General features: G+C 68.4%; 18 protein-coding genes and 1 pseudogene. 4 read left to right on the top strand and 15 right to left on the bottom strand.

Annotated features, from left to right (window positions below; genetic code table 11):
• The first annotated feature begins 173 nt into the window (after positions 1 to 173).
• Positions 174 to 698, top strand: coding sequence for a hypothetical protein (locus MEBOL_RS14825; protein ID WP_095978042.1), 525 nt, complete (start codon positions 174 to 176; stop codon positions 696 to 698).
• Positions 699 to 796: 98 nt separating this feature from the next.
• Here the strand turns inward: MEBOL_RS14825 and MEBOL_RS14820 are convergent, their stop codons facing one another.
• The 11 genes and pseudogenes from MEBOL_RS14820 to MEBOL_RS14775 form a co-directional block, all read right to left on the bottom strand.
• The gene (locus tag MEBOL_RS14820) at positions 797 to 1,225 is read right to left on the bottom strand and encodes a pentapeptide repeat-containing protein (protein WP_245920063.1); all 429 of its coding nucleotides are present in this window, start codon (positions 1,223 to 1,225) and stop codon (positions 797 to 799) included.
• A 12-nt stretch (positions 1,226 to 1,237) separates the two neighbouring features.
• Positions 1,238 to 1,402 (bottom strand): annotated as a pseudogene (locus MEBOL_RS44070) (pentapeptide repeat-containing protein); the annotation flags it as partial.
• Positions 1,403 to 1,430: 28 nt separating this feature from the next.
• Positions 1,431 to 2,744 (bottom strand): SitA5 family polymorphic toxin, encoded by a 1,314-nt coding sequence (sitA5, locus tag MEBOL_RS14815; protein WP_245919766.1) that lies wholly within the window; start codon positions 2,742 to 2,744, stop codon positions 1,431 to 1,433.
• A gap of 38 nt (positions 2,745 to 2,782) precedes the next feature.
• The gene (locus tag MEBOL_RS14810) at positions 2,783 to 4,156 is read right to left on the bottom strand and encodes a cysteine peptidase family C39 domain-containing protein (protein WP_095978039.1); all 1,374 of its coding nucleotides are present in this window, start codon (positions 4,154 to 4,156) and stop codon (positions 2,783 to 2,785) included.
• Positions 4,157 to 4,301: 145 nt separating this feature from the next.
• On the bottom strand, positions 4,302 to 4,895 hold the full coding sequence (locus tag MEBOL_RS14805; protein WP_095978038.1) for a glycine-rich domain-containing protein: 594 nt from the start codon (positions 4,893 to 4,895) through the stop codon (positions 4,302 to 4,304).
• 1,091 nt (positions 4,896 to 5,986) lie between these two features.
• Positions 5,987 to 7,369, bottom strand: coding sequence for a hypothetical protein (locus tag MEBOL_RS14800; RefSeq protein WP_095978037.1), 1,383 nt, complete (start codon positions 7,367 to 7,369; stop codon positions 5,987 to 5,989).
• Positions 7,370 to 7,405: 36 nt separating this feature from the next.
• Positions 7,406 to 10,258: a TonB-dependent receptor gene (locus tag MEBOL_RS14795; RefSeq protein ID WP_095978036.1), complete on the bottom strand. Its 2,853-nt coding sequence runs from the start codon at positions 10,256 to 10,258 to the stop codon at positions 7,406 to 7,408.
• A 99-nt stretch (positions 10,259 to 10,357) separates the two neighbouring features.
• Positions 10,358 to 10,795: an ExbD/TolR family protein gene (locus MEBOL_RS14790; RefSeq protein WP_095978035.1), complete on the bottom strand. Its 438-nt coding sequence runs from the start codon at positions 10,793 to 10,795 to the stop codon at positions 10,358 to 10,360.
• A gap of 13 nt (positions 10,796 to 10,808) precedes the next feature.
• On the bottom strand, positions 10,809 to 11,225 hold the full coding sequence (locus MEBOL_RS14785) for an ExbD/TolR family protein (RefSeq protein ID WP_095978034.1): 417 nt from the start codon (positions 11,223 to 11,225) through the stop codon (positions 10,809 to 10,811).
• Entirely contained in the window at positions 11,209 to 11,964 is a 756-nt protein-coding gene (locus MEBOL_RS14780) for a MotA/TolQ/ExbB proton channel family protein (RefSeq protein WP_095978033.1), read from the bottom strand. The genes MEBOL_RS14785 and MEBOL_RS14780 overlap by 17 nt, the downstream gene beginning before the upstream one ends.
• 49 nt (positions 11,965 to 12,013) lie before the next feature.
• Positions 12,014 to 12,763 carry a TonB family protein gene (locus MEBOL_RS14775; RefSeq protein WP_095978032.1) on the bottom strand — a complete coding sequence of 250 codons (750 nt, stop codon included), beginning with the start codon at positions 12,761 to 12,763 and terminating at the stop codon, positions 12,014 to 12,016.
• A 207-nt stretch (positions 12,764 to 12,970) separates the two neighbouring features.
• On the opposite strand from MEBOL_RS14775, the gene MEBOL_RS14770 reads away from it, so the two are divergent.
• The gene (locus tag MEBOL_RS14770) at positions 12,971 to 16,810 is read left to right on the top strand and encodes an ATP-binding protein (RefSeq protein ID WP_095978031.1); all 3,840 of its coding nucleotides are present in this window, start codon (positions 12,971 to 12,973) and stop codon (positions 16,808 to 16,810) included.
• 124 nt (positions 16,811 to 16,934) lie between these two features.
• Here the strand turns inward: MEBOL_RS14770 and MEBOL_RS14765 are convergent, their stop codons facing one another.
• On the bottom strand, positions 16,935 to 17,708 hold the full coding sequence (locus tag MEBOL_RS14765; RefSeq protein ID WP_095978030.1) for a hypothetical protein: 774 nt from the start codon (positions 17,706 to 17,708) through the stop codon (positions 16,935 to 16,937).
• 119 nt (positions 17,709 to 17,827) lie between these two features.
• On the opposite strand from MEBOL_RS14765, the gene MEBOL_RS14760 reads away from it, so the two are divergent.
• Positions 17,828 to 18,487, top strand: a complete 660-nt coding sequence (locus tag MEBOL_RS14760; protein WP_281256656.1) for a glutathione S-transferase family protein — start codon at positions 17,828 to 17,830, stop codon at positions 18,485 to 18,487.
• Here MEBOL_RS14760 and MEBOL_RS14755 read toward each other — a convergent pair.
• Positions 18,484 to 18,924 carry an SRPBCC domain-containing protein gene (locus tag MEBOL_RS14755; RefSeq protein WP_095978029.1) on the bottom strand — a complete coding sequence of 147 codons (441 nt, stop codon included), beginning with the start codon at positions 18,922 to 18,924 and terminating at the stop codon, positions 18,484 to 18,486. The genes MEBOL_RS14760 and MEBOL_RS14755 overlap by 4 nt on opposite strands.
• 42 nt (positions 18,925 to 18,966) lie before the next feature.
• Between MEBOL_RS14755 and MEBOL_RS14750 the strand changes: the two genes are divergently transcribed.
• A complete protein-coding gene (locus tag MEBOL_RS14750) occupies positions 18,967 to 19,293 on the top strand; it encodes an ArsR/SmtB family transcription factor (RefSeq protein WP_095978028.1) in 327 nt (108 codons plus the stop codon).
• Positions 19,294 to 19,381: 88 nt separating this feature from the next.
• On the opposite strand, the gene MEBOL_RS14745 is transcribed toward MEBOL_RS14750, so the two are convergent.
• Complete coding sequence (locus MEBOL_RS14745; protein ID WP_095978027.1) at positions 19,382 to 19,588, bottom strand: hypothetical protein; 207 nt, start codon at positions 19,586 to 19,588, stop codon at positions 19,382 to 19,384.
• A complete protein-coding gene (locus tag MEBOL_RS14740; protein ID WP_095978026.1) occupies positions 19,588 to 19,941 on the bottom strand; it encodes a hypothetical protein in 354 nt (117 codons plus the stop codon). The genes MEBOL_RS14745 and MEBOL_RS14740 overlap by 1 nt, the downstream gene beginning before the upstream one ends.
• Positions 19,942 to 19,943: the final 2 nt, after the last annotated feature.

Genomic DNA, 19,943 nt, shown 5'->3' with positions numbered 1-19,943 from the left:
AGGGAGTGTGGCACCACTTGACCGGTCAGGCGTGCCTCGCACCGCTGGAGGACAGGCGGGCGAGCGCGGCGCGGGGCCGACAAATCGGCCTCGGGGCGGACCCCCTTGCGCGGCACTGCACATCCGTGCAGATAAAGGGGCATCACGCGGTACGCGAAGAGGAAGCCCCCACCATGTTCGACGCGACGGAAAACGATCCCATCTCTCCCGCGATGCGGGCGCTGCTCGAGGTGTTCTCCACGGAGCTGTCCGAGGTGAAGTTCCCGGACGTGGACACGGAGGTGTTGGAAGAGGCGGCGGGCCGGGTGCGGGCGCAGGCCGAGGCGGTGGCGCGCGCGCAGGCGGCGCTGGAGGCGGCCCGTCTGGCGCTGGCCGACAGCCAGGACGCGCTGTTGCAGAAGGGCCAGCGGGCGCTGGCGTACGCGCGCGTGTTCGCCGAGGAGGACATCGACTTGAGCATGAAGGTGGAGGCCATCACCCTGCCCAAGAGGGGCGTGCGCTCGGAGTCGAGCGCGGTGGAGGCGTCCCAGAATGACGAGACCGCGCCGCGCCGCCGGGGCCGTCCGCCGAAGTCCCGTCCGAGCGCTCCGCTGTTCGCCGACGGCAGCGCGCCCGAGGCGGCCGCCACGGCTCCGGAGCCGGCCACGGCCCCCGTGCGCCCCGCGCCCCCCGTGCCGGTCCGCTCCGAGGCGGCCTGAGCCGTCCTCATTTGCTGAGCCGAGGTACCCACCGGCCTGGACCCCTCGCGGGGCTCCGGGCCGTGCCGCGCCCTGACTCCAGTTAGGCACGGACTTCTTCATCCGGTGACGCAGGTCGTGGCATGGGCCAGCCATGAGAGAAGCGCCTCGCCCTCGATTCGAGCGGGCGCGCCCGCACTGCCAAGGTCGATCCAGGATGCTTGGACCTTCTGTACACCCGTGGCGCCGCGCAGGTCGGCACCAGAAAGGCGTGCTCCATGAAGGACTGCACCTTCAAGGTGCGCGCCTCGGAGATTCGAGGACTCCAGATTGGCGCTGGCAAGGTAGGCGCCACGGAGGTCCGCGCCTTGAAGGTCGGCTCCATGAAGGTCCGCTTCGTAGAAACTGGCTCGAAGCGCCTTCGCCTGGATGAGGACGGCGCTCCTGAGCACCGTATGGTCCAGGTTTGCTTTGGCGAGTTGCGCGTTGGCGAGGTTCGCCTGGACGCACGATGTGGACGCCAGATTGGCGCCATAAAACTTCGTCATGCTCAGGTTGCATCCATCCAAGCGGGCTCCAGGAAGCTCCGCCTCGGACAAGTCAATGGATGAGAGGTCGAGTGTGGACAAGTCGGCGTCTTCCAGGGAGAGCCGTTTCCCTCGCTGTCCTTCGGAGGCCAACCACTCCGCGTGCTGGCCTAGCGCCGTGGTAAACTCTGAATTCATTTCACACATGTCATGGCGGAACAGTCGTTCACGGAAACCACAACACCTTGGACGAGAACGCGGCCCCAAGAGAATCGATTGCTTGGCGGAGTTCTTGAACGTGTGGTGCGGCCATGTTCTCGGTATTGAGTATGACGTTCTCTCCTCCAGCGATCTCGGCCTTGATCTTGTCGAGATCACGCGCAAGTGAGAAGCCACCTTTCTGAGGAGAAAATCGAGAGTCGAATGACTTGATATCCCACCGGGTACCCTGGGCGTCAATGAACTCCGCCTGCCCTGTCGGATCCCGTTGGATGGGACCTGGAAGCTGACCACGGTCCTCGAGCTGAAGCCCGATTTCCGCTTCGCGGCGTGTCTTGGGTGTGATCTTCCCGCCTTGGGCGGGGTCTCTTGCCAGTTCTTCAAGGCGGGCTTCCCGCGAAGGGGTACCCGCCCCGGAGTGGGCTCCGGTGCCTCCTCCCGAATTCAAGGCTGTCGCGGCCACAGCGGTGGGGGTGACGCCCACGGTGAGGATGCCTTCCGTCAGGGAGATGGAGCGAACGCCGCCCGTCATCACCGCGGACAGTTGGATGCCCGCGTTGGTCTCGGCGGCCAATGTTGCCCTCGCGAAGCCCGGAAGCATGGGGCCCTTCGATGCGATGTTCGCCGCCCCTCCCCCCAATGCCGCCGTCAGCATCAGGATGAGGACCCGTGCTCCGTTTTCCCCCAGAACCTTGCCGAAGTCGTGCCCAGCCGCCTGCAATTCCTCGAGGGACATGGCTTTCTCAGCGTTCGCCGAAAGCCGACGCCATCCCGCCACGAGGTTGGCGAAGGAATCCAATCCGATATACGCGATGATATAGGTTGTCAGCGCGATGGCCACGAGCTTGCTCATGGGTTCGGGCGCCACGACAAGAAGCATATATGCCGCCATCGCTGACGTGATCATCGCCTTGAGGACAAGTGGGTTGACAACCTCCTTCACTGAATACTGAACGCCATCCCACACGCCATCCCAGGCGAAAGACAGAGCGATCTTCCGCCGCGCATGGACGTCCAGGAGCGTGAGTCCGTCTTCCAGCAACGAGAGGCACTCGCCGGGATTGACCTGCCGGGAGCACCGTTGCTGGAAGTTCCACGAAGCGCGCCTGACATGCGGGCGCTCCTCTTCAGCGGAATGCAATGGGAAGTGCGTGTCCAACACCAACTGGGTCATCACCGCATGGAATGCGCCCTCATCAACCTCGATGGGCTTCACGCTTTTCGGTGGGGAATAAACGATGGGCGCACCCTGGCCCGTGTCCAGGTGCACCACCTGGACCGTCGCACACCCCGCGAACAAGTGCCCCAGTAACAGCAACATCCCCAGGGCAGCTTCATTTCTGATGGCAGTCGTGGGCATCAGCCGCGCAGCTGGATCGCGCGCCGCAACTGCTCCAGGTCCAGTCCCTCCGGCGGGAGGGCTGGCGGCCGCTCCGACGCCACCGGAATGTGAATCCCGGGCGGGCGGATGGGCCTCGTGCCCTTCGGATCGTAGTTGATGTCGATCATCCGGGCCTCGAACTCTTCCCGGAGCATGCGCTCCTCGCGGCCCCAGGGGTTGATGTAGTTGATGTACTCCTGCCCATCGATGGTCTCGGTGCCGGTGACGAGCACCTTGTGGGCGCTGTCCTCTCCCCACGTGAGGCCCACGGACACGCTGTGGCCCGCGGCCAGCTGGGCATCGATGATGTCCATCGCCTCCGCTCGCTCCTTCGGGGTCCCGAGGCCCTTGTGCTCCATGGGTCGTCCCCAGATGGCCTCGTTGAGGGTGTCCAGGTCCCGTGCGTTCGCGCCGTCACCTTCCTCGGTCTCGTTGTCGTAGTCCCTCGACCCGTTGGCCACCTCCATGAGGGCCGAGCCCATCAGCCGTTGGACGTTGGAGCGGTCCTTTCCATCCTCCGTCGCCGTGCCCGGCTCGCGCTCGATTTCCATTCCCCCGGCCAGGGTCACCTTCCCCTCCGGACTGGCCAGGCCCATGGCGATGCGCGCGTATTCGGCCGGGTTGCGCATCGCCAGGTCGATGGCGAGCGTCGTCGGCGCGCACGTGCCCACGCCCCGTTGGGCAATGGCGCTGGGGGTGGCGAGCTCCTGCACCAGGTCGCAGAGGAACGCGCCCCGGTCCAATCCCTCCACCATGGGCGTCTCGGGATCCGCCGCGAGGGCCAGTTGATCCAACAGCGTGCCCTCGCCCATCAAATCCTTCTCGCCGGGCAGCTTGCCCTCGAACAGCAACTTCTGCAGGGACAGCGCCGCCACCGGGTCTCCCGCGTCCAGGCAGGCCTGTTTCACGCTCTCGTATTGCGCCTGCTCTTCCGGCGTCATCTTCGCCAGGTACTCGCTCTCCAGCGCGGCGTTGGCCTCCACCTGTTGGGTGGCCGCGTTGAAGCGGGCGGGGATGAGGCCGGTCCCCAGGTCCCGGGAGTCATTCACATAGGGGGCGTCGTTCAGCACCGTGGCCCCGTTCTCCTCGCGGGAGATCGAGGGGCCGCGCAGCAGCGAGTCCATGTCCGCGAGCGCGTCTTCCGTGGTGCGCTCGGCGCCGTGGCTCCGGGGCCGCGCGAAGTCCGTGAACAACTGCTTGAGCGGCGCGCGGGCCGGCCGGAGTTCCATCGCGTCCCGGAACCGGTTCGTGGCCAGGGGCTCGGCGGTGGGCGGACGGGACATCCGCACCGACTCGCTCTGGGGCGCTACCTGGGGACGGACGGCGGAGGCGGAGGGGAGGCGGATGGTCATGAGGGGCCAACGGACTCGCGGGTTCTACGGGGTTATCGCGAGCGGGCCCGCTCCAGTTGCTTGGAAGCTGGAAAAGGGAAGGAGCCCGGGGCGTGGCCGGACTCAAGGGAGTCGTCGCACACCGGGCTCCGTGGGTGAAACAACCTCAGGCGACGTGGGCCGACGGCATCCCGAGGTCTTCCGAGTCCTGTCGGGGTGGGGTGAGCCGGAGTCGCATGGGGGCACTCTGATCGTGTGGCGAGAACGACCATCGCCAGGAGCTCTCCAGATACTCGTCCGTGTAGAGCTCCAGGTAGTCCGAGTACCACTTGGAGAGGGTTTCCGGGCCGAGGTGCTCATAGATGAGCTCGTACTGCTTGCGGAACTCCGCCTCGGTCTCGGCGCGGAGCTCACCGGGATCCCGCTGCCGGGTGGCGTCCAGCGCGTCGAGTTCCTCCTGGGTGGTGGGCTTGTGGTGAATGAAGAAGCCGAAGTACTGTTCACAGAACTGCGTGTAGTCGAGTGTGTCGAGAATGAAGGTGTGCCACATCTCGTCCAGGAGCCGCAGGGGGAAGGTGATGGCGAGTCCCGGTGGGCGCTCGCCTGGCTTCGTGAGGTACGCGTTCAACCACAGCCACTTCTTGGTCTCCTGGAAGAGGTCCTCGGCCTCCTCCCTGGGCATGTCCCAGGTCTGGAGAAAGCGGCGGATGACCTCCTCGTTCCGATACCGCAGAACCTCGTCCAATGTTGCCTTGATCATGATTCCAGCGTCCTGAGGCGATGGGCGCCGACATCCGGTGGGGAGCAAGCGCCGAGTAGGAGGGGCCGCACCACGCCGCGCACCGGGGCAGTCCACCTCGTCCGCCGGGTGTATGCGGAGGAAAGGCAGCGTGAAGCCTCCAGCGGTCCGTGAAGGCTTCGCGCTTCCTGAACTCGTGCTGTCACTACCAGCAGCGACAGCGGCTCCGGCACCTCAGGTCGGTCATAGAGTCCAGGTTCTTCGTCAGCAGCGCGTCCACCAGGATCTTCTTGTCCATGGTCATCTCCATGTGTGTATGTGTTCAATTGTTGTGTGAGGAAGGAAGGCAGCGTGAAGTCTTCAGCGGTCCGTGAAGGCGTCGCGCTCCCTGAACTCGTGTTGTCACTACCAGCAGCGGCAGCGGCTCCGGCACTTCAGGTCGGTCACGGAGTCCAGGTTCTTCGTCAGCAGCGCGTCCACCAGGGTTTTCTTGTCCATGGCTATCTCCATGTGTGTGTGTGTTCACTTGTTGAGTGAAGAAGGGAGGCGGCGTGAAGTCTTCATCGGTCCGTGAAGGTTTCGCGCTCCCCGAGTCGTGCTGTCACTACCAGCAGCGGCAGCGGCTCCGGCACTTCAGGTCGGTAACGGAGTCCAGGTTCTTCGCCAGAATCGCATCTACCAGGATCTTCTTGCTCATGACTGCTTCCTCGTGTGTGTGTGTTCACTACGGTGCTGCCACTTGTATAGAGTCTTGAGACTTTTTTTGTATTTTTGCGTTAGAGATTTTGTCGGACGCCGACCTCGGCCAGAGGGCCGGGGGTTTCCTCTCTCGGCCGGCATCTCGAATCCCATATGCGGTGTTCGCGTGAGTGCTGGGGGAACGCAGCATGTTGTGGTTGTCCGCCCTGGGCTCGTTGCCTCTGGAAAGTGATTGAGCTTTCCGAGGGAGCCACTGGGCGCGACCACGCCTGCTCCAGTCTGTCCACCACGACTTCCAAACAACAACGCCCGGAGGCAAACGTCCTCCCGGAGCCCCCTCCGTGAGATGACGCTTGCTTCCGGGCGATGAGGCCGTGGCTGGCACGGCACCTCTTGCCGCGTGGAATGGAGACTCAGTTCTCCGGGAACGCGGTCCAGCCAGCCAGCCAGTTGTCCGAGCCCACCGCGCCCACGAAGCGGGCCGAGGTGTCGAAGAATCCATCCGTGGGCGGCACCGCGGCGTTGTCCGGGTTGAGCGCCGGCGAGCCCGTGCGAGGCGCGAAGTCCGGTGTCCTCAAGTCCAATGCGGCCGTGAGCTGGGGATCCACGACCTGGTTCTGGAGCGCGTCGGCGAGGAACCGCTCGGGCTCCTTGAAGACGCTTCCGTCGGCGAGCAGGGACGTGTCCGCCTGGGTGGTGTTGCCCGAGGAGTCCTTCACCGGGTTGGGCGCGTAGGGGATGCTCGTGGTGTCTCCCTTGTTGGCGTAGAAGAAAGTGTTCGTGATGGACAGGTCGCCCGCCTCGAACAAGGCCACGGACGCCCGGCCGTCCACGTCCACCGCCAGGTCGGGGAAGTACGCCACGAGCGAGTTGCGCAGCTTGACGCCCGCGCCGGTGTTGAACACGAGCCCTTCCTGCTTCGTGCCCGAGGCGGCCACCTCCCGGTTGGAGCCCAGGAAGGTCGCGTTCCAGATCTCCGGCACCGAGCGCGGAGCGGCCGAGTTGTCGCTCTTGTTGCCGCTCGCCTCGATGCCCCGGTTGCCCACGGTGCTGTTCTGCTGCACCACCAGGTACTGCACCTTGCCGGTGTAGCCCAGGTCATAGTCCAGGCCGTCATCATCGGGCTGGGTAATGACGATGTGCCTCAGGTTCGCCGTGCCGCCGAACATCTCCACGCCGTCGTCCGCGCCCTTGTGCACCTGCACGTAGTCGATGTCCGTGAGCGAGCCGCAGCCGCCCGCTGTCAGGCCATTGAGCTCGTTGTCCTTGGCGAGCTGGAAGCCAGCGAACTCGATGCGCGCGTACTTGAGCGTGCCGCAGTCATGCGTGTCATCGTCGCCGCCATAGCGCGTGCGCTCGTCCGAGCTGTTGGAGACGAAGCCCTCGATGCTCGTCTGGCCGCCCGCGGCGTTGATGCGCGCCCGGCCCAGCAGCACCACGCCGCCCCAGTCACCCGCCGAGCGCTCGCCCTCCTTGGCCGCGCTGGTGAAGACGATGGGCTTGTCCTTCGTGCCCACGGCGTGGAGCTTCGCGCCCCGGGTGATGATGAGCGCGCTGCCCTCGGCGCCCAGCACCTTCGTGCCCGCCTCGATGGTGAGCGTGCCGCTCTCCACGAAGATGTATTGCTTGAGCGTGTAGACCTTGTCGGCCGTCCAGGTGGTGTTCTGGGTGATGTTCTGGGCCACTTCCACGCTGGAGCCGGTGGTGGTGTTGCCGCCGGAGGGGACAACCGGATCCTCGCCGCAGCCGGCGAGCAGGGACATGCCAAGGGTGAGGCCAAGCGCGAGACGCTTCATGGGGGAGTGTCCTGGGGTGAGGGAAAACGACAGGGATCAGAGGGTCCAGCCGAGTGACGCGGAGAAGGCCAGACCGGGGCGGTACTTGAGGATGGAGACGTCGCCCTGCTCGAGCGCGACGGTGGAGTTGAGGAGGTTGGAGCCCGTGAGCTTGAGCTGAGTGTGCTTGCCCAGCTTCTGGCTCACCGTGAGATCCAGGCGGTGGAAGGGCACTTCGTAGACGTCTGGCAATCCCTGCACGCCCACCTCGCTGATGCGCGGACCGGAGACGTTGTAGAGCAGCGCCACTTCGGTGCCGCTCTCGGGACGCTCGTAGCCGAGGTTGAGGTTGATGACATACGGAGACTGGCCTTGCATGGGGCGCTGGCTGTTCGTCTGCGAGCCCAGCTTGCGGGGATCCGTCAGGAGGATCTGGGATTGGATGAGGGTGAGGTTGGCGGCGGCGCGGAAGCGGGAGAGCACGGGCGTGAGCCGAGCGAGCGAGGCGCGTGCTTCCAGTTCCACTCCATAGCTCCTCGCGCCGTCCGCGTTTTCAAACACCAGGTCACCGGACTGTGGATTGTTGATGACGCGCTCGATGGGATTCTGGAACCGCTTGAAGAAGGCGCTGGCGGCGAGCACCTCGTTCTCCCCCACGAACCACTCCGCGCGGGCGTCGACGTTGTGGATGCGCGTCTCCACCAGCGTGGGGTTGCCGGACACGTTGCGGCGGCGCACGAAGTCGTAGAAGAGGAAGGGCGCCAGCTCCCGGAACGTCGGCCGCGCCAGGGTGTAGCTGTAGCCGGCGCGCAGGTTCACCTCGGGGGTGAGCGAGTAGATGGCGTTGAAGGCGGGCAACACGTCCAGGTACTTCGCGTCGCTGCTCGTGGTGGGCGTGGGGTCGAACGGGCTGTGCGCGGTGAGCTGCTGCAGGGACTGCTCCACGCGCACGCCTCCCACCAGGCGCAGCGGTTCCACGGGCTTCACGTCCGCCGTCACGAAGCCGGCGAAGATGCCCAGGTAGGCGTCATAGGCGTCGTCGTTGCGCGTCACCTCGCGCAGGCGGATGCCCTCGCCCAGGTGGTCGGGTCCAAACAGTTGCTCGGGAGGCAGCGAGGCATCCACCGGCACGTCGGTGCGTTGGTAGCGGAAGCGCCGCGCGGAGAAGTCGCGGAAGGACATCTGCGCGAGGCCTCCCGCCTTCAGGCGCACGAGGGACAGGGGCACGGTGAGGCTCGCGCTGCCGCCGGTGGAGTTCTCCCCCAGCGAGGCATAGAAGCGCTCGCCGCTGTTGGGCTGGTTGGGGAAGGAGAAGCGGCCGCTGGGGCTGCCCAGGTCGTCCGCGTAGAGCGTGTCGCGCGTGTCCGGATCCTGGCGCTCCACGCGGCTGAAGTTCGCCTGCCAGTCCAGCTCCGCGTCGCTCAGTCCGTTGAGGCGGTGGAAGCCGCGCAGCTGATTGAAGGACAGGTAGCGCGAGGTGAATTGCAGGCGGGAGCCCTCGTACAGCTCCGAGCGCTCGTTGTTCACGCCACGCGAGCTGAACGTGGCGGTGTCCGTGCCGCGCGTGTAGAGGCTGAAGAGGGTGAGCTCGTGGTCGCGGTTGAACTGGTAGCCCACGCTGGCGAGCCCACTGAGGTTGGCGCCCGAGGAGCCCTGGAGCGTGGTGGCGGCGTCGCGCGCCTCGAGCTGCTGCTCCTGCCGGATGGCGCGGGCGAACTCGGACACGCGGGCGGCCTCGCGGTGCCCGTAGTTGACGGTGGCCAGGTAGCCCAGGCGCTGGTTGCCCGAGCGCAGCGTGTCTCCCACGGACAGGCCCAGGCCCAGGTTGGGCAGCGCGGTGGTGCTCCTGGGCGCCCAGACGTTGGGGAAGCTCTTCCAGGTGTCCACGGAGTTGCCCAGCCGCTCGTCGCGCGGCACGCCCGCGGGCAGTTGCCGCTGGGCTCCGGCGAAGCCCAGCGTCTCCAGGAAGCCGCCCGGCTGGGTGTTGCGCCGCTGGAAGGTGGACACGGTGTCGCCGGAGACGGTCAGGCGCGGCTTGAACTCGAACTGGCTCGGGTAGGTGTTGGTCTCGATGAGCAGCGTGCCGCCGCCGAAGGTGCCCGGCAGGTCCGCCGTGTAGCTCTTCACCACGTTGAGGTTGGCCAGCAGGGTCGTGGGGAACAGGTCCAACGGAACGGAGGGCTCGTCCGGCTCGGGACTGGGCAGGAGCGCGCCGTTGAGCAGCGTCACCGCGTAGCGGCCTCCGAGTCCGCGCAGCAGCACGAAGCGGCCGTCCACCACCGTGGCGCTCACCACGCGCTTGACCGCGTCCGACGCGCTCGAGTCCGGCGTGCGGGCGATCTCCTGCGCGCTGATGGCGTCGGACACCGTGACGGCCTTCTTGCGCTCCTGGAGCAGCGCGCCCTCGGCGCGGCGGTCCGAGCGTGCCTCGACCACGACTTCCTGCACCGCGCCCGCGTCGGCGCTCAGCCCCACGTCCAGGCGCGTGGCCTTGCCCTCCTCCACGGTGACGCCGGTGATGCGGCGGCCCTCGTAGACGTCATAGAAGACGCGCAGGTCATACCGGCCGGGCGGCAGCGCGAGGCGGTAGTTGCCGTCCACGTCCGTGAGCACCGTCTTCTGCGCTCCGGAGACGACCTTCACCGTGGCCTCGATGAGCGTTTCCTTCGTCTGCGCGTCGGTCACCTGGCCGTAGATGCCGGTGAAGCCGGGGGGCGGCGTGGCGGACTCCTCCAGGCCCTCGTCCATGGCTTCCTCGGCGGGAGGCGCGGGAGCGGGCGCTTCCGGCTCTCGCGGCACGGTCTGGATGGGCAGGACGTCGTTCGTGGGGGCCTGCGCCAGCGCGGGCGAGGCCATCAGCAGGAGCGCCATCAGGAAGGCGCGGACGGAATCGGGACGGAAAGACAACACGGGTCTCCTCACCAGCGGGCGCGCGCGAGAGAACGCGACGCCCGTGGCAACAAGAGGGAGGGAATGTGAAAGGGGAGTGGGGGCCGCGTGGACTTCAGGTCACGGCGCCGGGGGCTCGGCGACGGCGTCCGGCACCACGGCGACGGTGATGCCGCCGCCCCGCGCCAGGTCCAGCACGTCCATGGCACTGCCGTACGGCACGTCGTTCTCCGCGTCGAAGAAGACGATCTTGTCCGGGCGGGCGTTGAGCATGCGCTGGAGCCGCGCCACCACCTGCTCGCGAGGCACGTCCTCGCGGTTGATCTGCATGACCCCGGCCCGGGTGAGCGTGAGCACCACCGGCGGCAGGGCTCCGGCCGGAGGCGGCGTCACCTCCGTGTCGTCCGCCTTGCCGGGCACGTCCTGCCACATCTGCTTGGTCATCAGCGGGGTGACGACCATGAAGATGATGAGGAGGACGAGCACCACGTCCACCAGCGGCGTCACGTTCATCGCGGGCCGGATGCCGCCCTTGCCACCACCGAGATCGAAAGCCATGACGGTTCAGTTCCTATTGCTTCGGTGGTTCGACGACCTGCAACGAGATGCCGGGAAAGCCGATGTCCTGCAGCGTCTTGAAGACGGCGCGCACGTCGGCGTAGCGCGCGGCCCGGTCCGCCTTGAGCACCACGCGGGCCTGGCCGTCCTTCGCGTGGATGCCGCGCAGCTTCTCCACGAGCTGCTCCCGGGGCAGCTCCTGGCGGTCCAGGAAGAGCGCTCCCTTCGCGGTGAGGCTCACCGTGGTGGGCGTGAGGGAGTTGTCCTCGCCCTTGTCCGCGTGGGCCGCGGCGGGCAGCTCCACGGCGGCGCCCGCCTCCAACTGCGGCGTGACGACCATGAAGATGATGAGGAGGACGAGCACCACGTCCACCAGCGGTGTCACGTTCATCTCGGGCACGAGGCCCGCGCCCTTACGCCGGGCGGACATCGAGCCCCTCCGCGCGGGCCGTGCGCTCCACGCCCATGGCCAGCGCTCCCTCGTGGCGCACCGGGGCGGAGGCCGTGCCGTGCGCGTCCTCGAGGTGATCCATGAACTCGCGGCGCGCCAGATCCAACGACAGCAGCAGCGCGTCGGCGCGCGTGGACAGCAGGTTGAACATCAGCACCGCGGGGATGGCCACCAAGAGGCCCAGCGCCGTGACGACGAGCGCCTCGGAGATGCCCGCGGACACCGCCCCGAGGCCCCCCGAGCCCGTCTTGGCGATGCCGGCGAAGGACTCGATGATGCCCACCACCGTGCCGAGCAGTCCGACGAACGGCGCCACCGAGCCCACCGACGCGAGCACGCTCATGCCCCGGCGCACCTCGGCGGTGATGCGCTCGTGGAGCCGCTCCAGCTCGCGCCGCGTCAGCTCCACCGAGCCCAGCTTGCCCCGCGGGGCCTCCTCGCGCGCCAGGTACGCCTTCACCCCGCCCCCGAGCAGCTTCGCCAGGCTGCTCGCCGGGGCCTTGGAGGCCTCGATGACGAACTGCTGGTGCTGCCGGGACTCGAGCATCCGGCCCGCGCGCGCGGCGAAGCTCCGGTCCGACGCCTTGGTGCGGACGAAGAAGAGGAGCCGCTCGAAGAAGACGACGAGCGAGGCCAGCGCGAAGGCCAGCAGCGTGTAGGCGATGCACCGGGCGAAGAAGCCCATGTGGTGGTAGATGTCGATCAGATTGAAGTTCATCGGGGGGCTCCGGCGAGAGACGGCGTGAGGGGCGGCGCGACAGCGGGCGCTACTTGAGGCGGAAGGGAATCTTCACGATGCGGTAGACGGAGGTGGGCTGCCCGGCGACGAGCGCGGGCGAGTAGTGCCACGCCTTCACGGCGGCGACGGCGGCACCCACGAAGGGCTCCTCCCCGCGCATCACCTTGATGGCGCCCACGTGGCCCTCCTCGTCGACGACGATCTTGAGGATGACCAGCCCCTCCTGGCCCTTGGAGCGCATGTCGGCGGGGAACTCGGGGGAGACGTTGGAGTCGAGCTCCCGGGGCGGGGTGGCGCTCTCGGGCAGGTTGATGGGCGCGGCGCGCGGCGTGAGCGAGCCTCCCACCGTGCCCGCGCTGTTGATGCCCGTCACGAGGGCGCCGGCCACGAGCGCGCCCGTGCCTCCCACGGCGATGGGCGCGGCGGCCACGGCGTTCGCTTCATCGGTCTCCGGCGGCTTCTCCACCGGGATTTCCTTGGGCGCGAGCATGGCGGCCGGCGCGGCCACGGTGGGCGGCGGTGGCGGCTTGGCCTTGGGCTTGGGCGGGGGAGGAGGAGGGGGCGGAGGCGGCTTCACCTCGACGACCACGGGCGGGGGCGGGGGCGGCGGACGGAACACCACGTCCACCCGCTTCTCCTTGATGACCTGGTGGACCTGCTGTCCCACCGTCACCGCGCCCACGCCCAGCAGGGCACAGACCCCCAGCGAGGCGACGGCGGAAAGCGCGAAGCGCCGGGCGGACTGGGTGTCGGTGGCGCTGTCGTATGTCTCGAACATGGCGTCCCGCCGTATAGCGAGCGCATGTCTCGAACCTGTTCAGCGCCGGTGACAATTCTTGGTGCGACAAGTGACGCATGCGTCACGGCGATCAGCCCGGGTGGACTTCACAGGTAGGCCGTGAGTCCAGGGAATACGGGGCAGGCAGACGGACGGGGGAACGCTCCAGGTGGGGGTCCTTCTTGGTCGCCGGGGAGAACCGTGAGAGTGTTTCCGATCATGTCGGCCGCGCAGCTCCAGGACCTGGAGCAGGGAAGGTTGGGCCCCTATCTCCTCCTGGGCAAGTTGAGCTCGGGAGGCATGGGGGTCGTGTACCGTGCGCGTCACGAGGACAGCGGGGACGTCGTCGCCCTCAAGACGGTGAAGGTCCCCGAGGCGGCCATGCTCCGGGGCATCCGCCGGGAGATCCACGCGCTGCGGCGCATCCAGCACCCCGGCGTGGTGCGAGTGCTCGCCGAGGGCGTCCAGGACGGCCTTCCCTGGTACGCGATGGAGCTGCTCGAGGGCATCACCCTGCGGCGCTACGTTGACGCGCTGTGGCGGCGGGACGCGCCTTCCTTGGAGGTGGCCACCCAGGCCGTCTCCGCGCCCGTGGCCGGCGAGGGCGCGAGCGCCGACCCCTCGTTCCGCGCCTATGGGCCGCCCGAGCCGTCCCAGCGGCGTGACGCCGCCCAGGGGCGGCTGGGCGAGGTGCTGACCCTGACGCGCCGCCTGTGTGCCTCGCTGGCCTTCCTGCATGGCGAGGGGCTCGTCCACCGGGATCTCAAGCCGGAGAACATCCTCATCCGCCCCGATGGCACGCCGGTGCTGGTGGACTTCGGTCTGGCGGCCAACTTCGGCGGGCCGCTCGGGCGCGAATCGCTCGACGTGTCCGGCAGCATGGAAGGCTCCTACATCTACATGGCCCCCGAGCAGATCAAGGGCGCGCTGGTGGATGCGCGGGCGGACCTCTACTCGCTGGGCTGCATCCTCTATGAGTTGGTGGTGGGTCAGCCGCCCCATCCCGGCGCGGGATGGGACGTGCTGCGGCGGCACCTGCGGGACACGCCCTACACCCTCTCCCAGTGGGTGAGCGGCGTCCCCTCGGATCTGGATACGCTGTTGACGCGCATGCTCATCAAGGTGCCGCGCGAGCGCATCGGCTACGCGGCGGACGTGGGCGCGGTGCTCGCGAAGCTGGGCGCGGAAGACTTGCTCCAGGAAGGCCCAGGCACTCCCCGGCCCTACCTGTACCGGCCCGAGTTCGCGGGCCGCCATGAGCTGATCGCGGAGCTGGAGGCCCTGCTGGATCGTGCCCGGGACGGGGCGGGCGGGTGTGTGCTCATCGGCGGGGAGAGCGGCGCGGGCAAGACGCGCGTGGTGATGGAGTGCGCCGTGGCCGCGAGCCGTCGCGCCTTCCGCGTCATCACCGGAGGCAGCCAGCCCCTGTCGGGCGGTGGCACGGGCGAGCAGCGCTTCAGCGAGCCGCTGCATGCCTTCAAGCCGTTGCTCCAAGCCGTGGCCGACGAGTGCCGGCACCGGGGCATGGAGGAGACGGAGCGGCTGCTCGGGGAGCGCGGCCGGGTGCTCGCCCTCTACGAGCCATCGCTCGCGGACCTCCCCGGTCAGGAGTCGTGGCCCGAGCCCCCCCGCCTGCCGCCCGTGGCCGCGCGCGAGCGCGTCATGCGCTACCTCGCCGAAACGCTCACGGCCCTCTGCGCGAAGGAGCCCGTGCTGCTGGTGATGGATGACCTGCAGTGGGCCGACGAGCTGTCCCTGGGCGTGCTCGACTTCCTGCGCGAGGGCTTCCTCGGCACCGAGCCCGTGCTGGTGGTGGGCACCTACCGCACCGAGGAGCTGGACACCGCACTGCGGCTGCTCATCCAGGCCCCGGGGGTGGAGCACCGGGCGCTCGGCCAGATGGACACCCCGGTGGTGGCGCGCATGGTGGAGGACATGCTGGCGCTGGCCTCGCCGCCGGCCTCCTTCGTGCGCTTCCTCACCACGCGCTCGGCGGGCAATCCCTTCTTCGTGGCCGAGTACCTGCGCACCGCCATCGACGAGCGGCTGCTCTACCGCGATGTCCTCGGGCGCTGGCATGTGGCCGCGGGCAACGACACGTTGGACCGGCTCCACGAGGAGCTGCCCCTGCCCGGTGCGCTGCACGACCTGGTGGGCCGCCGCCTGGAGGGCCTGGGCGCCGAGGCGCGCGCGCTCCTGGAAGTGGCGTCGGTGCTGGGCCGCGAGCTGGACACGGACGTGCTGATGGACGCCGCGGGGCTCGGAGACATCCAGGAATTGGAAGCGCTCGAGGAGCTGCGCGCGCGTCACGTGCTGGAGGACGCCGGGGGCGGTGGGCTGCGCTTCGTTCACGACAAGCTGCGGGAGATCGCCTACGACGGCGTCCTGCCCGAGCGGCGCCGCGCGCTGCACCGCGACGTGGCGCTCGCGCTGGAGGCCCGGGACGTGTGGGGGGGCGTGTCGCCCGCGCTCTACCCCGTGCTCGCGCACCACTGGGAGCAGGCCCAGGACGACGTGTGGACGTTCGAGTACCTGGAGAAGGCGGGAACCCACGCGCTCGCGGCGGGCGCGAACGTGGAGGCCAGTGGCTACCTGCGCCGCGCGCTGGAGCTGGAAATCCAGCGGGGCGAGGCCACGGGGGTGCGCCTGGGCGCGGATCGCCGCGCGCGCTGGGAGCGGCTGCTCGCCGAGGCCATGCACGGCCTGTCCGACTTCGACGCCTGCATCTCCCACAGCCACCGGGCGCTGGAGGAATTGGGCCGGCCCCTGCCCACCACCGAGCGCGGCTGGCAGCGCTTCATGGTGGCGCAGTCGGCCCGGCAGGTGATGCACCTGTTGGTGCCCCGGCGTTGGCGGCGGGAGGTGGACCGGCAGACGCGCGAGAGCTTCGGCGCCGCGGCGCTGGCGGCCCTGCGGCTCGCCGAGTGCTACTACTGGCGCTATGACCCGTTCCGCATGATGGCCACGGCGCTGCTGGCGACGAACCTGGCCGAGCGCGCGGGACGGGACGAGAAGGTGCTGCGGCTGTACGGGCAGCTGGGTTCCATCGCGGGCTTTGGCCGGCTGGACTCCATCGCCCGCGCCTACTTCCGCCGCGCGCGGGGCGAGGGCCAGGAGGTGGAGGACCCCAGCGCGGCGTCCTTCGGTCTCATCGCCGAGTCCATGTACCACGCGAGCTTCGCGCGCTGGAGCCAGGCGGCGCTCAAGGCGAGCGAGGCCCAGGGCCTGCTCTTGCGGCTCGGAGACAAGGGCGAGTTCGAGCTGACGGAGGTGCTGCTCGGGCACGTGGAGTTCTACACGGGGCGGTTCGAGCCGACGCTCGCGCGCTTTGGGCGGATCCGGGAGTCCGCGCACAAGCGGGGCCACTTCCAGCACGAGGTGTGGGCCATGTACACGCTCGCGCGCGGCCTCGTGGCGCTGGGCCGGTGGGACGAGGCGATGCCGCTGTTGCGCGAGTCGGCCGAGCGGCTCAAGGACAAGCATGATCCGCTCTCGCACATCATCACGCAGGGGCTGTTGGCGACGGTGTACCAGGAGCGGGGCGAGTGGGAGCGGGCGCGGGACGCGGCGGACCGGGTGATGGCGCTCGCGAGGCGCTATCCGCCCATGCTCTTCACCGAGGGCCAGGGCTACGAGGGCGCCGCGAGCACCTACCTGGCGTTGTGGGAGCGCGAGCGGGTGGGGAAGAACGGACCGCCGCCACCCGTGGCGGAGGAGGCCCGGAGGGCGTGCGCGCGGCTGACGACGTTCGCCCAGCGTTTCCCGCTGGCGCGGCCCATGGCGTTGCGTTTCCAGGGGCGGCTGTCGTGGTTGTCGGGACAGACGTGGCGGGCGCGTCAGGCCTTCAAGCGCAGCGCGAAGCTGGCGCACGCCCAGGGCATGCCCTACGACGAGGCGCTGGCCTGGCTGGAGCTGGGACGCGTGGCGGAGCCAGGTAGCGCGGAGCGCGAGGCCTGCCTCTCGCGGGCGGGGGAAGGCTTCTCCCGGCTGGGGTGCGCGGTGCTCGCGCGCCGGGCCGAGTCCTTGCGCTTGTCCGGCGCCGCGTAGGCCGTCCTCCGGCGAAACAACTACAAGCTCGTTTCCCTCCTCGGAAAGATCTGTGCGGAGCTCGCTCTTCGCGGGAGAAGCCAGTACGACCTCTCGAAGCTGAGACTGTCTCCCGACGTCATGGTCACCGCGGGCGATCAGACTGCCCGATGAGGTAGGTGATGGTCATTCCCCCCACGCGCTGGACTCCGCTCCTCCAGCGGTACCCCTCGCCGCCGAGCCCTGTGGTCAGCTTCTCGAGGTCCGCGGGCGCATAGGTCCGCAGCGAGGACACCACGCCATCCCACAGGACGAGCAGGGGGATGAGGGGCACCAGATAGGTGAGGGCCAGGCGCCACCAATGCCGCGGGCGGATGCGCGGGGTGAAGCCCCACACGAGGGGGATGACGAGCAGGAACTGGCCCAGGAGGTACGGCAGCGAGCGCTGGGTGAGCTCGAAAGCGGCGAAGGGAACCCCGCGCTCGGCGGCATCCGCCAGGAGGGCGCGGGCCCGCTCCGGAGGGAAGTGGTGCAGCCCCTCGAACAAGGTCCGAACTCCCGTCAGTTCCTCGGGGATGCGAGTGGCATCGACCGGGGTGTCGCGGTAGTGCGCGCCGGGAGGCAGATCCTGTCTTGGGACGGGATGGAGGTCCGTGAGCACCACCTCGGCCTGGCCGTGCACCGCCCGCAGGGCGGGGAGCAGGGTGCGCCACGGGCCCCCCGCGCCGGAGCAGAGGTCGACGACCCGGTCCGTGCCCGCCGTGCGGAGCAGCTCCGCCAGTTGCGGCGCCACGCCGTCATAGGGTCGCATGCGATCGAGCACGACGCGCAGGTAGTCGACCTCGCCCCGGCGCAACGGCTCGGGCAGCCATGACTGATCGAGGAACTCGAAGAGGTGGAGGCGGGGGAGCAGGGGCATCGAGAAGAGGATAAAGCCCGCTCGCGGTTCGAGTCCTCTGCATTCCGAGAGGAGGCGCTTCCTCTCGTGCGAACTGGACGCTCCGTGCTCGCCACGCCACGCTGTGCGTGGAGAAAGGGATGACCATGATCCGGGTGAGTGCGTTTCGCTGGGTTCCCCCGTTGGCCCAGGGGTTGGTTCGGGAGTTGCGCGTGCGCTGGGCGCTCGAGGAGGCGGGCCTCGCCTATGAGGAGCGGCTCATTGGGCCGGAGGATCAGACGTCCGAGCACTATCGTCGCCTCCAGCCTTTCGGGCAGGTGCCCTCCTACGAGGAGGACGGGCTGGTGATGTTCGAGTCCGGTGCCATCGTGATGCATATCGCCGAGCGCTCCGAGGCGCTGATGCCCTCCGAGCCCGTTGCGCGGGCGCGATCGAAGACGTGGATGTTCGCGGCGTTGAACTCGGTGGAGCCGTCGATCCAGAACCTCGCCGAGATCGACCTGTTCCACCCCCAGGAGGAGTGGGCGAAGCAGCGCCGGCCGATGGCGGTCGAGGATGTGAAGACGCGGCTGACGAGCCTGTCGGACTGGCTGGAGGGCAAGGACTATCTCGAGGAGCGCTTCACCGCGGCGGACCTGCTCATGACGACGGTGCTGCGCATCCTGCGTCACACGGAGCTGGTCGCGAGGATGCCGGTGCTGGAGGCCTACCGCCTGCGGTGCGAGGCGCGACCGGCGTTCCGCAAGGCGCTGGCCGACCACCTGGCGCCCTTCGCCAGGAACGCGCCTCCAGGCGATTAGAAGCAGCCCTTGCGCAGGTTGATGCCGTATTCCAGGTAGGCCTTGAGGCAGCACACCATGTGCATCCACCCACCGCAGTTGCCGTAGGAGAGCTCGAGCCCCTTGGGCGTCTCCTTCCAGCCCGACTCGGAGATGGACACCAGCGTCGAGTGGGCATCCACGGGCGTGAAGCGCATCTCCACGCGCGTATCCGCCTCGTCCTCTCCGCCCCCCCATGTCAGGACGATGAGCTCGTTCGTGACGACCTGCCGGACCTGCACGGGGAAGGGAGGGACCGCCGGCTCGGAGAACGCCCACTGGACCGTCGTGCCCTCGACCAGGGGGCCGCTCGCCTCGGACGTGAAGTAGCCGGTCAGCTTCTTCGGGTTGTAGACGCCGTCGAAGACCTCGGCCACTGGCTTCTGGATCTTCACCTGCACCTTGAATTTCAGCTCCATGACGCGCTCCTCCTCCAGGCGGATATGTTATAAATCTACAACATGTCGGCCGAGGAGCAACAGGACCGGGTGTTCAAGGCGCTCTCGGATCATCGGAGGCGGGAGATCCTCGACTTGCTCCGGGACGAGCCGAGGACGACGGGGGCGCTGTGCGAGCACTTCGCGGGGCTGGACCGGTGCACGGTGATGCAGCACCTGGGCGTGCTGGAGAAGGCCGGGCTGGTGCTCGTGCGGCGCGAGGGCCGCACGCGGTGGAACTACCTCAACCCCCTGCCCATCAAGGAGATCCACGACCGGTGGATCAGCCGCTACGCCACGGGCGCCGTGGCGCTGCTGGCGCGGATGAAGCGCGACATGGAGGGAGCGTGAGGCCCGTCGTGGTGGGCGGGCCACAAACGAACAGGGGGCGCACCCGAGCCGGGCGCGCCCCCTGGAAACCGCAACGGTGCCCGTTCGCTCAGGGCACCGCCAGGTTGATCATGTAATAGAGGCCGTTGAGGTACCGGTTCAGGGCGTTCATCAGCATGGGCAGCACGGTGATGATGGCCACCCCTCCGGCGAGCGCCAGGACGTGGACGACCATGGAGTACTCGGCCATCGCCTGACCACGCCGCCGCCGCCAACGGGTGGGCAGGGGCCGCTTCGGGTTCGTACGCGGGGTCATCAGTCCTCCTCGGCCTTCGCGCCCTTGGGCATTTGCGGCGGCTTGATGTGCTCCTTCATGTACTGGGCGTCGATGCGGCCCTTCTCGCGGCAGCTGCCATCGCACGCGATGACCATCTTGTCGCAGTTGGACTCACAGGCCGCCTTGGCCTGCGGCATCTTGTTGTGCTTCGCGCAAGGCTCCGTGCACATCTGGGCGAGCAGATCGCACTGCTCCTTGCAGGTCTCCGGGGCCTTGGTGATCTTCGGAGGAGGCGGCGGCTTGGGCGCGTCCTTCTTGGTGGGGCCCGCGAGGGCCCATCCCGCGGAGATCCCGACACACAGCGCCAGGGTACGAACGAGGAGGGAATTCATGG

This window comes from Melittangium boletus DSM 14713 (assembly GCF_002305855.1).
In the GTDB taxonomy this organism is placed as follows: Bacteria; Myxococcota; Myxococcia; order Myxococcales; family Myxococcaceae; genus Cystobacter; species Cystobacter boletus.
Note: the sequence above shows the minus strand (reverse complement) of the source record. Positions and strands in the feature narration are given on the sequence as shown.